11 protein-coding genes are annotated in these 12364 nt (G+C 43.6%); 8 read left to right on the top strand and 3 right to left on the bottom strand.

Annotated features, from left to right (window positions below):
* The first annotated feature begins 32 nt into the window (after positions 1–32).
* The gene (rssA, locus tag AB4238_RS00150; protein WP_372030551.1) at positions 33–1016 is read left to right on the top strand and encodes a patatin-like phospholipase RssA; all 984 of its coding nucleotides are present in this window, start codon (positions 33–35) and stop codon (positions 1014–1016) included.
* 66 nt (positions 1017–1082) lie between these two features.
* Here rssA and AB4238_RS00145 read toward each other — a convergent pair whose 3' ends face one another.
* Positions 1083–2081 (bottom strand): NADP-dependent oxidoreductase, encoded by a 999-nt coding sequence (locus AB4238_RS00145; RefSeq protein WP_372030550.1) that lies wholly within the window; start codon positions 2079–2081, stop codon positions 1083–1085.
* Positions 2082–2270: 189 nt separating this feature from the next.
* On the opposite strand from AB4238_RS00145, the gene AB4238_RS00140 reads away from it, so the two are divergent.
* The 7 genes from AB4238_RS00140 to AB4238_RS00110 all read left to right on the top strand — a co-directional run bounded on the left by AB4238_RS00140 (position 2271) and on the right by AB4238_RS00110 (position 9055).
* Entirely contained in the window at positions 2271–2711 is a 441-nt protein-coding gene (locus tag AB4238_RS00140) for a MarR family winged helix-turn-helix transcriptional regulator (RefSeq protein WP_372030549.1), read from the top strand.
* An 81-nt stretch (positions 2712–2792) separates the two neighbouring features.
* Positions 2793–3479 carry a hypothetical protein gene (locus AB4238_RS00135; protein WP_372030548.1) on the top strand — a complete coding sequence of 229 codons (687 nt, stop codon included), beginning with the start codon at positions 2793–2795 and terminating at the stop codon, positions 3477–3479.
* Between the two features lie 434 nt (positions 3480–3913).
* Positions 3914–6031: an anaerobic ribonucleoside-triphosphate reductase gene (gene nrdD / locus AB4238_RS00130; protein WP_372030547.1), complete on the top strand. Its 2118-nt coding sequence runs from the start codon at positions 3914–3916 to the stop codon at positions 6029–6031.
* 337 nt (positions 6032–6368) lie between these two features.
* Positions 6369–6833: an anaerobic ribonucleoside-triphosphate reductase-activating protein gene (gene nrdG / locus AB4238_RS00125; RefSeq protein WP_372030546.1), complete on the top strand. Its 465-nt coding sequence runs from the start codon at positions 6369–6371 to the stop codon at positions 6831–6833.
* Positions 6834–6966: 133 nt separating this feature from the next.
* Positions 6967–7323 (top strand): YibL family ribosome-associated protein, encoded by a 357-nt coding sequence (locus AB4238_RS00120; RefSeq protein ID WP_044555947.1) that lies wholly within the window; start codon positions 6967–6969, stop codon positions 7321–7323.
* 223 nt (positions 7324–7546) lie between these two features.
* Positions 7547–8164, top strand: coding sequence for a GTP cyclohydrolase II (gene ribA / locus AB4238_RS00115; RefSeq protein WP_371990702.1), 618 nt, complete (start codon positions 7547–7549; stop codon positions 8162–8164).
* Between the two features lie 81 nt (positions 8165–8245).
* Complete coding sequence (locus AB4238_RS00110) at positions 8246–9055, top strand: hypothetical protein (RefSeq protein WP_372030545.1); 810 nt, start codon at positions 8246–8248, stop codon at positions 9053–9055.
* Positions 9056–9154: 99 nt separating this feature from the next.
* On the opposite strand, the gene AB4238_RS00105 is transcribed toward AB4238_RS00110, so the two are convergent.
* Both AB4238_RS00105 and AB4238_RS00100 read right to left on the bottom strand, forming a co-directional pair.
* Positions 9155–9511 carry a VF530 family DNA-binding protein gene (locus tag AB4238_RS00105; RefSeq protein ID WP_372030544.1) on the bottom strand — a complete coding sequence of 119 codons (357 nt, stop codon included), beginning with the start codon at positions 9509–9511 and terminating at the stop codon, positions 9155–9157.
* Between the two features lie 133 nt (positions 9512–9644).
* Positions 9645–12062, bottom strand: a complete 2418-nt coding sequence (locus tag AB4238_RS00100) for a S8 family serine peptidase (RefSeq protein ID WP_372030543.1) — start codon at positions 12060–12062, stop codon at positions 9645–9647.
* Between the last annotated feature and the right edge of the window lie 302 nt (positions 12063–12364).

The raw sequence follows: 12364 nt of genomic DNA, 5'->3' as shown, positions 1-12364 counted from the left end.
GAGCTCATTTATTGGCTTTGGGGGTCAAGATTGTGGTAGAAAAAAATCACTCGGTTCGAATAGGACTGGCCTTAGGAAGTGGCGCTGCAAAGGGCTGGGCACATATTGGTGTGCTCAATGGGCTGGCTAAACTGGGGGTTTACCCAGATAAAATTGCAGGTTGTTCCATCGGTGCAGTGGTTGGCGCGGCATACGCTAATGATAATTTAGCAGAGCTAGAAAACTGGGTACGCAGCTTTAGTAGCTGGGACGTGCTGGGGTTAATGGATTTAAGTTGGCGCAAAGGTGGCTTAATCGGCGGAGAGAAAGTATTCGATGTGTTGCAAAAGCGCATGGGCGATATGCAGATTGAACAACTTAAAAAACCGTTTGCTGCCGTAGCAACTGATCTTTATTCGGGTCAAGAGATCTGGTTTACAGAAGGAGATCTACGCCATGCGGTGAGAGCATCATGCTCTATGCCGGGGATTTTGCCGCCCGTAAAAGTGGGCGAGCGTTGGCTGGTGGACGGCGCGGTAGTGAATCCTGTACCGGTTTCTGTTAGTCGAGCAATGGGCGTAGATATTGTGATTGCGGTCGATCTTCATGGTTTACGCAGAGGACGTATGCAAGTCCTGCCCGTTAATATGAAGAGTAATAAGCCAACAGTAGAAGAGGAAGCGGAAGCGGATAAACATCAGGAAAAAGGCTTTACCGATCTGTTAGCTCGAGGACGAGACTATATTAGCGGGCTCACCGACAAACTCTCTTTAGGGCACAAACTTGAAAGTAGTCAAAGCCCAAACCCAGGAATGTTAGCGGTAATGTCGCAATCTATGGACATATTAGAGCAACGGCATAAAAGAGCTCGATTAATGGGCGACCCGCCAGATATTTGTATTGTGCCGGATCTGGGCGATATCGGCACCATGGAGTTTCATCGCGCTGAAGAGGCCATTGCCGCGGGGGAGGCTGCTGTTGAGCAAGTTGCTCACCTTATTAAAGCCGCTTTAGCACCACACCAGATAGCCGAGTAAAGGCTTAAAATCAGACATTAAAAAAGGGCTTAACGCCCTTTTTTAATGTCGTTATGAAAATACGGCTTAAGCTAACTTCACAACCATCTTGCCGCGGTTTTTACCTTCGAATAATCCGATAAATGCGTCCGGTGCGTTTGATAGACCTTCATAAACCGTTTGCTCTGCAGTGACTTTACCTTCAGCTAACCATTGGCCCATCTGCTTGGCAAATTCTGGGTAATGTGCCCAATGTTCAAACACGATAAAGCCTTCAATTTTTAACTTCTTCATGATGATTTGCGCTAAGTTTGCAGGTCCCGGCGTTGGCGTCGTATCGTTATACTGGGCAATCATGCCGCATACAGCTATTCGACCATGATCCTTCATATTGTTAAGCGCTGCGGTTAAGTGTTCGCCGCCGACATTCTCGAAGTAGACGTCAATACCTTCTGGCGCAGCTTGTGCTAACGCTGCCGTAAGGTCGCCACAGGTTTTGTAGTTGATCACAGCATCTACACCGAGTGACTTGATGTGCTCTGCTTTCTCATCAGAACCAACCGACGCAACCACTCGGGCGCCCATGAGTTTGCCAATTTGTACCGCAACACTACCAACGGCCCCCGATGCTGCAGAGACAAACAGGGTTTCGCCCGATTTTAATTCAGCGATACGGTTAAGACCTGTCCAAGCAGTCATACCAGGCATACCAAGTACACCTAAGAAATGTGATTCGCTGATAGGTGTTTGAGGCAGGCGAGTAATCTCTGTGCCGTCAGTCACATAATGGCTGCGCCAGCCGTGCATACTGTTAACCTTGCTGCCAACAGGAAACTCATTATTGTTCGATTCTATCACTTCACCAATCGCACCACCTTCAAGTACAGCGCCTATTTCAAAAGGTGCAATGTAGCTCTTTCTATCAATCATGCGGCCGCGCATGTATGGGTCGACAGACATCCATAAGTTTTTAACTAAAAACTCACCGTCTTTAATGGCTGCTAATGCCACTTCAGCTTCCGCAAAATTGCTAGCGTTAGGTAGACCTTCAGGGCGAGATTTAAGTTGGATTTGCTTAGCGTTCATAGTGATCCTTTATTTTTGTTTGTGCGCAAAGTAATTGCCCGCATCATAACTAAAGATTAAAAGTGATGCAAATAGTTTGTGCGCAAAATAACTCTGCGCAAATTAAATGCAGATTGGCTAGTTTTGTTAATTCTAGTCAGGTAAAATTGGCACGATTAATCGAGGTACTAACCAGTGGTGGATAACTAAGTGTCAAATAATGATAGTCCTGCATGTTTATCAGATAATGTATGTTTTGCGCTGTACACCGCTGGCAATGCACTGATGCGCGCCTACCGCCCTTTGTTGGACCAGTATGAACTGACCTATCCACAATATTTGGTTATGCAAGCGCTATGGCTAAAAGATAGAGCGAGTATGACGCAGTTATCTCAGGCTACGCGTTTGGACATGGGCACGTTGACACCAATCGTAAAGCGATTGGAGACAAAATTGTTTCTGCAGCGGCTACCAGATGAAACCGATGAGCGTAAGAAAGTGATTGCATTAACGGACACTGGGTTGGCGTTACAAGCCGACGCGCTGTCACAAAAGCAAACACTATTAGAGAAGGTGAGTATGACTGAGCAGGAGATAGAATCTCTGCGAGTACTTTGCCTAAACTTGACTACGCAGTTGAATCAAAAGTAAGCAGTCAATTTTATCTTTTAAAAAACGGCATAGTTCCTGCTTTAATCGTTGCATGATTAAGCTAACGCCGAATTTTTGACGATGAACCCATTAAGTAGTATCAATAACTCTGTAAACAGCGGTACCGTTCTAGCTGATGCCTATGGTGCTTCTGGCAGCCAATCAAGTGTTGGCAGTGCTAATGGTGTTCAAGGTGTTAATGCTAACGCTTCAACATCAGCTTCAAATGCTGCCAGCAAGGATGATAATGGTCTTGTATTATCAGGCCGCGCAGAGCGAGCGCAAAAGATTGAAGCGATGGCGAAAGATTTCTTCCAAGATGGTAGTTTTAGCAGCGAAAAGCTACCCAGTCTTATTCAACGCTTATACCAAGATGGTATTTTGTCTGATGGTCAGTTGAATCGTTTGACTAATAGCGGCTTTGATATCCCCCAAAGTGAAGAGCAGTCTTTAGCTGACTTTATTGATGAACAGCGGGCAACGCTCACCAATAGCAAAGAAGATAGAGAGTTAGCCGGCATCTTAGATGAAGCAAAATGGGTGATGGGCACGATGGATGCGATTCAATCGCCAGTGATAGCTCAAAAGGCGAATCGAGTGGCAAGCGAGATCACTGCACTATTGGAATCTGATAGGCCACTGACTGAACAACAAGAAAACCAGTATCAAGGTATTAAGTCGTTAATGCAGCTGGCCTCTATGACAGGTGAACATCAACAGGCAACAGGTCAACTAAATAGTTATTTGGCACTGGCAAAGCAACATTAAAGCGTCTAGTTTATTAAAGTAGCGCTCATAGACTGTGGTGAGTAAAAAAACAATTCTATTACATGCTGAGCGGCCCACTATTTCACCGTTTTAACGGCGGTGAATTTGGGCTTTAATACCAGTTAAAACTAATTCCTACTGTTGTAGCAGAGGGTTAAACTAAGGCATTCTAGCCGCCTAATTTCTTATCCACAATTTATCCCAATTTTATCCTGCTACTAGCGGTCTTAATAGCCATCGTCAAGGGCATAATTTTAGATAAGCGGGATCGTCCCCAGTTATTTTTTCTTATTATCTTCGTTGTGTAAAATAATGATCTGGATCAAAGTACTAGTTGTCTTTTTATAGCTTAATGCGCCACATATTGTGATTTTGATTTAAAGTAATACTATATGTAGTGTTGCTTGTGGATGATGCTAAATAGGAGCTATACAATGCCAGTGGTTATTAAACGGGATGGTTACCGTACGCCTTTTGACGAAACAAGGATTAAAGATGCAGTGATAGCGGCTGCTAACTCGGCAGGTATTGATGATAGCGCCTATGCAGAAAAAGTGGCAAAAAATGCTGCCGATTCTGTCGCTATGTTAGATGAAATAAACATTCACGATTTGCAAGATGCCGTCGAAAACTTATTGATGGAAGGGCCTTATAAATCATTGGCGCGAGTATACATAGAATACCGCCATGATCGAGATATAAAGCGCGAAGTTAGTAGTCGACTAAATAAAGAGATCCGTGGTCTTGTTGAGCAGAGCAATGCAGCGCTGCTAAATGAAAATGCCAATAAAGATTCGAAAGTGATCCCAACTCAGCGCGATCTATTAGCGGGTATTGTGGCTAAGCACTACGCCAAATGCCATATTTTGCCAAAAGATGTCGTTGCCGCACACGAGTCAGGTGAAATTCACTATCATGACTTAGACTATGCGCCATTCTTCCCGATGTTCAACTGTATGCTGATCGATCTCAGTGGCATGTTGACCAAAGGTTTTAAGATGGGCAATGCTGAGATTGAAACGCCTAAATCAATTTCAACAGCGACAGCCGTTACTGCACAGATTATTGCCCAAGTCGCTAGCCATATTTATGGCGGCACCACTATTAATCGTATTGATGAAGTGCTAGCACCTTTTGTTGCCAAAAGTTATGACAAGCATTACCAAGTGGCATTGACTTGGGGTATTACAGATGCCAAAGCATTTGCGACCTCATTGACCGAAAAAGAGTGTCATGATGCATTTCAGTCACTCGAATATGAAGTCAACACCTTGCATACCGCCAATGGTCAAACGCCGTTTGTTACCTTTGGTTTTGGACTTGGCACATCTTGGGAATCTAGACTTATTCAACAGTCGATGATGAAAGTGCGTATTGCTGGTTTAGGTAAGAACCGCAAAACTGCAGTATTCCCTAAGCTTGTGTTTGCCATTCGTGATGGTATTAATCACAAAGACGGTGACTGTAACTACGACATCAAGCAGCTTGCATTAAAATGTGCGACTACGCGTATGTACCCGGATATCCTCAATTACGAACAAGTAGAAAAGGTAACGGGTTCATTTAAAACCCCAATGGGTTGCCGTAGCTTCCTCGGTACCTTTGAGGAAGAGGGCGAGTTAGTGCACGAAGGACGCAACAACCTTGGTGTTGTGAGCTTAAACTTGCCACGAGTTGCGCTTGAAGCTAAAGGCGATGAAGCTGAATTCTACAGGATTTTAGATAAGCGTTTAACCATTGCTCGCAAAGCGTTAGATACTCGAATAGAACGTTTAGAAGGTGTTAAAGCACGAGTCGCACCGATTCTTTACATGGAAGGCGCTTGTGGCGTTCGATTACGCGCTGATGATGATATCTCTGAGATATTTAAGAATGGCCGCGCTTCAATTTCGCTTGGTTACATTGGCTTGCATGAAACCATAAATGCACTTTATGGCACCGAAACGCATCTATATGACAATGCATTGTTGCGCGCTAAAGCAATTGAAGTGATTCAATATTTAAAAGCGGCAACTGATAAATGGAAAGCAGAGTCGGGTTACGCTTTTAGTCTTTACAGCACGCCAAGTGAAAATTTGTGTAGCCGTTTCTGTAATCTTGACGCCAAAGTATTCGGTGTAGTTGATGGGGTAACTGCTAAAGGTTACTACACCAACAGTTTCCATTTAGATGTGGAAAAGCAAGTTAACCCGTACGATAAAATTGACTTTGAACAGCCTTACCCAGAAATCGCAAACGGTGGGTTTATCTGTTACGGCGAGTTCCCCAATATGCAGAACAATGTTGAAGCATTGGAAAATGTCTGGGACTACAGCTATTCAAGAGTACCTTATTACGGCACCAATACACCGATTGATGAGTGTTACGACTGTGGTTTTACCGGTGAATTTAGCTGTACCAGCAAAGGTTTTACCTGCCCTAAATGCGGCAACCATGAACCTAGCAGAGTGTCGGTAACACGCCGAGTATGTGGCTATTTAGGTAGTCCTGATGCAAGACCATTTAATTATGGTAAGCAAGAAGAGGTTAAGCGCCGCATCAAGCACCTTTAGTATCGGGGCGCGGTAAAGCCAATAATACCAACTCCATTAAAGTGTTGCTCATTCAGCGGGAGTTTAAATCACTTTAGACAAGTAAGTGGCTTATCGCTAATAGTTATTCTATATCGAATGCCACATGCGCTGTATTAAATGATTTTAAACCCGCACGTTGTGAGCTTCTCAGGACTTTCACTGCTACGTTGCATTGTCTCAAAAGGGAATAACCATTTCTTCAATAATGCGCCTTGAATTGAAAGCCCTGAGAAAGCTCTGAACTGAGTATATCCTTAATGGAATTGGTATAAGGTGCTCTCATCGGCACCTTTTTGTTATCTAGAAAGAGATTTTTATGCATTATCATCAATACTATCAAACCGATGTGATTAATGGACCAGGCACTAGAGCGACGCTGTTTGTTTCTGGCTGTGAGCATCAATGCCGTGGTTGCTATAATCAGTCAACCTGGAATCCATGCTCAGGTCACCAGTTTGATGAGCAGATGGTACAAACCATTATTGATGATCTCAATGATAGCAGGATAAAAAGGCGCGGCCTTTCTTTGTCGGGTGGTGATCCACTGTTCCCGGGTAATATCGACGCGATACTTGGGCTGGTCACACGAGTAAAAGAGCAATGTCCAGGTAAAGATATTTGGCTGTGGACAGGCTATTTACTTGATGAGCTAACTGCTGAGCAACAAGCCATTGTTGAGTTGGTTAATGTGGTAATTGATGGCAAATTTGAACAATCACTAGCCGATCCAAGTTTAGTTTTTAGAGGTAGCAGCAACCAAGTTATCCATTATCTGAGATAAGCTAGGCATAAACCTAGGTAATATTGCACTATATGCTGTTATAATGAGGCAATAATGATAAACAGCGTCAAGATAATTTGGGGCTGTTTTTGTTTCTAGATAAGTTATTTAGATTTGAATTTAAGGTTAGTAAATGAATTTAAAGCAGGAGCTGCAAACGCTCAACGATAAGCTCGACAAATTTCGTCGAAAGTTAGCAGCAGCTGAAAAGCGTGATGATCCTGGGGTCATAATCCAATTTAAACGTGAAATTGCGACATTAACTAAGCGCATTGCCAATGTTAAAAATCAGCAGTCACGTGAGCTAGGTAAAGAAGGTGCATCGGTTAAAGACCTCAAATTTAGCCGTGTCTTGACCAAAGCCGAGCAAGCTGACATGGGTAAACTGAAAAAATCAGTTCGTGGATTGGTGGTCGTGCATCCAATGACTGCACTTGGTCGCGAAATGGGCATCAAGCAAGTCACAGGCTTTGCTCCGAAAGAATTTTAGGCTAATTGCCTATTAAGTTATTCATTTAGTGAGCCGCTTCAAGGTTATGTATAGACGCGCAGCTTATGCTGCGCTGAAATGCTTTGTAATTTGTCTAACGTATTCCTGTTCACTGTAATGTCTAACATTAGATTTGATTCTTCAGCAAGTTTGGTTTGAAATTAATATCGTTATTAGGATTTCAGCAGTCTCAAGGAATGAGAGTTGTCGTTAAGGTTTTATCATGTCGATTAAATATGTCGCGTCTTCTAAATTGCCAACACCTTGGGGTGTTTTTGAAATGCATGGCTTTGAAGATAGCGAGACAGGTAAAGAGCATGTTGCGCTTACATTAGGCGTATTTGATGCCGAAAGCCCTATTTTAGGCCGTATTCACTCTGAATGCTTAACGGGTGATGCGCTTTTTAGTTTGCGTTGTGATTGCGGTTTCCAATTACAAACAGCAATGCAAAATATAGCGGAAGCAGGGCAAGGATTTATTCTATATTTACGTCAAGAAGGGCGGGGTATTGGATTACTTAATAAAATCCGTGCTTACGAGCTGCAAGATGGCGGCGCAAATACAGTAGAGGCCAATGAACGTCTAGGCTTTGCAGCCGATATGCGTAAATATGACATGATCATCCCAATGATGGAGCAGATCGGTGTCAGTAAAGTCAGGTTAATGACCAATAACCCTAGAAAAGTAAAAGCGATGCAGAGCTTTGGGCTAGAGGTCGTTGAACGTGTTCCACTGCAGGTGGGTAAAAATCGTTATAACGAAGGCTACCTAAAGACCAAGTCTACTGAATTGGGTCATATGATGTCTGAGCATCACTTTACCGAGGAAGATAAAGACTAAACTACATTAACCGTGGCTTTTTCAAGGTTATATCGCTATATTCAGGGCTATTCAATTAGAGACCAGTTAAGTTAATTTTTAATGATGGCCCTTGTGCGTTCCCTTTCAGTTTTACTGTTGCTTTTTACACTCCCTGTTAATGCTGAAACGGATTACAGCCATTATGCTTTTGCTAACTATTTAGGCAGCGGTATTTATCGAACCTCTGGGCAAAACGCAACGGTTGTCAATATTCCAATTAGTTTCGATCTCCGGCGCACAGAAACAGAGTCTTTAGTGCTGCGCACACCATTATCACTCGGCTTTTTTAACTTTACGTGGAGCGACCTCCCTGAAGGCAATTTTCCTAGTAGTGTTGGTACAGCGACGTTTACTCCCGGGATCGAATACCGTATTCGCACCTCTGATATCCATGAGTTTCAAACCTATGCGGACTTAGGGGTTGGCACGAATACCACCAATGGCAATGATGTCATTATCTACTCTGCCGGTATGTCGAGCTTACTTGATTTTGAACTTAAAGATAGCAACCCAGTTTGGGTCAATCGTATCTTTTTTGCTGGATATAACAGCCTCGATGATGGACCCAATGAAACCTATTCAGCGATTCAATCAGGGCTTGATATTGGCACTAATTTTCATTTTCAAGTGGCTGATGTAGGTGTTGAACCACGGTTTTTTGTCGCTGGTTACTGGTATTTTGACAAGCTAAGATTTGTGACGCCCTTTGAGGAAGATGTATTAGTGACCAACAGCTTTGAGGCGGGGATCACGTTAGCTTTCTCCAAACCAGTGGGTTGGGAGCTGTTTAATATGAGCAGGTTCGGTGTGAGTTATCGAGCCGGAGACGGTGTGCAGGTTTGGCGACTTATATTTGACTTCCCGATATAGCTTTTGCTGAATGGTATAGTTTCAACGGGTATCGTGACTCAATAAAAAGGCTTAACAATACTGATTGTTAAGCCTTTTTATTATTGACTGCCATAGAGGTTAATTGCCCCAGATATTGGCATTTACTTGAGAGTTATCATCGGAGTCTTCACTAGCTCTATCAGCTGCTTTGTTCTTCGCCGCGCGTAATGTTTTATCACTGGCTTGATAGCCATCTTCTCTAGGTTTTCTAGCCGGTAAAGGTAGCTTATTCATCTTTAGGTAAAGGTATTCGACTTTCTCTCTGGCCCAAAGGGTTTTACGCAGAAATCTTAGGCTTGATTTAATACTTGGGTCATGTTTAAAGCAGCGTACGTTGATACGCTCGCCAAGCTCTTCCCAGCCATAATGCTCGACAAGGTCAGTCAGTAAGGCTTCTAGCTTAATACCGTGTAATGGGTTGTTTACTTGGGTCATGATGTATGTTCATTGCAGATGCTATTACAGTAATTATATCAGTTTTATCAGCGAAAATGTTATCAATACAGCGCAAAAAAAAGAGAGCCTTTAACTAAGGCTCTCAAAATACACATTCAACAATAGCTAGGGCTTACTGGAAGCTCAGCTCCCAAGAGTTAATTGTACCTGTATCACGTCTTGCACTGTCTACGGCTTTTAGCTGCCAATTACCCGCAGAGTCCGCACCCGTCATATCAACAGTATAGGTTTTTACTATGTCGTTAGCACTGCCTCCGGTATTGTCATGCAACACCGCTACTTGGCCACTTGGGCCATGAAGCTCTACTTGCAAATCACCAATGTAGGTATGGCTAATGTTGACCTTCACGGTAATGGTTCCAGAATCACCTGTACGGGCTGCTGCGATAGTGCTGGTTACACCCGCACTGCTATTATCTGGAATACTGTAGCTACTGTCATTGGTGTAGGTTGCTGCTCCACCAGTGTTGCCGCCACCAGTTTCTTCAGTAAAGCTAGCCACAAGGTTTACACCACTGAAATCACTATAACCTTGCACCATCACATAGTAAGTGCCTGCTTGCGCAGTTGTAATTGGGCAAGATTCAATATTGCCACCTTTCCATGGGCGACAATCATAGCTATCAGTCGTTGGTGCTGCGCCATACTGAACGTGCAGATCAGCATCACCAGTACCGCCACTCATGTTAAAGCTTAAGTCTGTTGCTCCAGCAGGTACGTCGATAGAGTAGTGCAGTTCATCATTCTTAGCGCCAGATAGGTTAGATTTAGCTACGCCATTGACTAGTACGTTATCGCCACCGCCAGTACCTGGATCGGTTGGACCTGTACAAGATTCATCGAGATAGGCTTTTGCTGCAACAGCATCGACCAAACCATAACCAGTATTGTTATCACGACCTGCAGTTTCTAGGTCTTCCGCTGTCGCGTTAAGTGCTGCACGAACTTGCGCTGCGCTACACTCTGTATGATGGCTCCATACCAGTGTAGCAACACCCGATACGTGTGGGGTCGCCATTGATGTACCGTTGTAGTATTCGTAATCTTCGTTATCAGTATTGGCAACAGTAACCGATGCACCAATTTGATTGCGAAGGGCAAGACCTGTAGCACGGTCAACAGAGACCGAAACGATTGGTGCTTCGTTATTACTATCAACTAAAAATGGATTTTGCAGGCCTGGCAGTGTGCTGTTACTGTAAACAATCACACCGCTGGCACCCGCAGAATTACACGCTTTCACTGCATCTATTTCTGGATAGCTTGCTCCCTGATTACCAACACGCTCTACAAGACAGATCTTGTTTGCCATATTGCCACAGTTGAAGGTGCTACCGTTTACAGTACATTCTGCAAGCGTTGCTGTTGCTGTACCAATATATGGCGTTGGTACATGGCTTGAACCGGACAGAACAAAGCGATTGTGCGGTACTACGCCATTATCAAAGTAAGACTGACCCCCAATAGTAATATCAGCGAGACGACCTTCACCACGGGTCACAGTGGAAAGAATTGCTTCACCTGGGCCTGAGATTTCAACTTGGTTGGTATATTGTGAAAATGCTGCATGGTCTTTATTGCTATCTACTGCAGCTACAGACATGACGGCATCATAAGAAGCTGGGTAGCTGTGGGTGCTATTACCATCGTTACCCGCGGCAGCGATAAGCAATACACCATTGCTTTCATGCGCAGCAAGGGCATTTCTCTCAGTGTTACTAGAGCTTGCACCACCTAAACTCATTGTTACTACGTTGGCGCCATTGTTCACACAAGTGTCAACGGCAGACACTAGAGATGATGAATATCCCCAACCTGATGCGTTAAACACTTTAATGACATGAATATTGGCATTTTGGTTTGGCATTACACCAACCACACCTTCATTATTGGCGATTGCTGCTATGGTTCCGGCTACGTGAGTACCGTGAGCATTACCCGCACCAGGATCGAACCAATTACCGGTACCAGAGTTATTGGTGCCGGTTACATTGTTGGCGTTAAGATCGTTATGACCTCGGTCGTAACCAGAGTCAATGATACAGATAGTACGGTTGCCGGCTTGACTGTCACTTAATGTCGTTGCACCAACATAGGTTTGACCCCAAGGTGTGGTTTCACTTAGCAGGCGACGGGGTACATCTTCTTCTACATAATCAACATCTGCACGGAATCTTAGTGCTTGGATGTTGTTGCTATCTAACTTAACGGTATAGCTATTACTGCGACCAATACGCTTCATCTCTTTGGCTGAGACGCTATTTAGCGCGCGGAAGTGAGAAAAGACTTCGTTCGCTCGTGGTTGATACTCTGCATCGTCAATTGCATTTGTTGCAGTTGAAAAGCCAGCTGCTGCATCTGCAGTTTTAAATTTAACGATATAACGCTTAGGTAGCGGGTTCTCGCTATTTAATTGCGCTGTACTGCTGTGTAAACCAGGAGTGAAAGAGGGAGCCGCACTAACACTTGCTGAAATCGAAAGTGCTAGAACGGACAGGCTTAGTGCTGTTGTTACTTTACTTGTAGTCATAACTGTCTTCCATGTTAATCAGGATATTTAGTTGTTTCTTATAGTTTTTGCAGTTACCAATTCTAAAACTGGCTGCGAATAAGAATGTATCCACAGTTGTTACAGTTGTAAAATTATTGTAAATAAATGGAAGGGCTTTCATAAAAATGCGGATAGAATTCTTTACTTGAATGCTTATTCTCTATATCTGCCTCATCATGACTTTAAAGTCACGCTTTGTAATTTTTTATGCTGCTGGTGAGGTGTTTTATTTTTATTGTATTTAGTATTCATTTTGATTTTTACACAGGTGTATATAAATA

The organism is Shewanella sp. 10N.286.45.A1 (genome assembly GCF_041470405.1).
Lineage (GTDB): Bacteria > Pseudomonadota > Gammaproteobacteria > Enterobacterales > Shewanellaceae > Shewanella.
This window is presented reverse-complemented; position numbering and strand designations above follow the sequence as displayed.

Coding starts and splice junctions, on each gene's coding strand:
- AB4238_RS00145 (WP_372030550.1), bottom strand. CDS start 2,081: ATGAACGCTAAGCAAATCCAACTTAAATCTCGCCCTGAAGGTCTACCT.
- AB4238_RS00135 (WP_372030548.1), top strand. CDS start 2,793: ATGAACCCATTAAGTAGTATCAATAACTCTGTAAACAGCGGTACCGTT.
- nrdD (WP_372030547.1), top strand. CDS start 3,914: ATGCCAGTGGTTATTAAACGGGATGGTTACCGTACGCCTTTTGACGAA.
- nrdG (WP_372030546.1), top strand. CDS start 6,369: ATGCATTATCATCAATACTATCAAACCGATGTGATTAATGGACCAGGC.
- AB4238_RS00120 (WP_044555947.1), top strand. CDS start 6,967: ATGAATTTAAAGCAGGAGCTGCAAACGCTCAACGATAAGCTCGACAAA.
- ribA (WP_371990702.1), top strand. CDS start 7,547: ATGTCGATTAAATATGTCGCGTCTTCTAAATTGCCAACACCTTGGGGT.
- AB4238_RS00110 (WP_372030545.1), top strand. CDS start 8,246: ATGATGGCCCTTGTGCGTTCCCTTTCAGTTTTACTGTTGCTTTTTACA.
- AB4238_RS00105 (WP_372030544.1), bottom strand. CDS start 9,511: ATGACCCAAGTAAACAACCCATTACACGGTATTAAGCTAGAAGCCTTA.
- AB4238_RS00100 (WP_372030543.1), bottom strand. CDS start 12,062: ATGACTACAAGTAAAGTAACAACAGCACTAAGCCTGTCCGTTCTAGCA.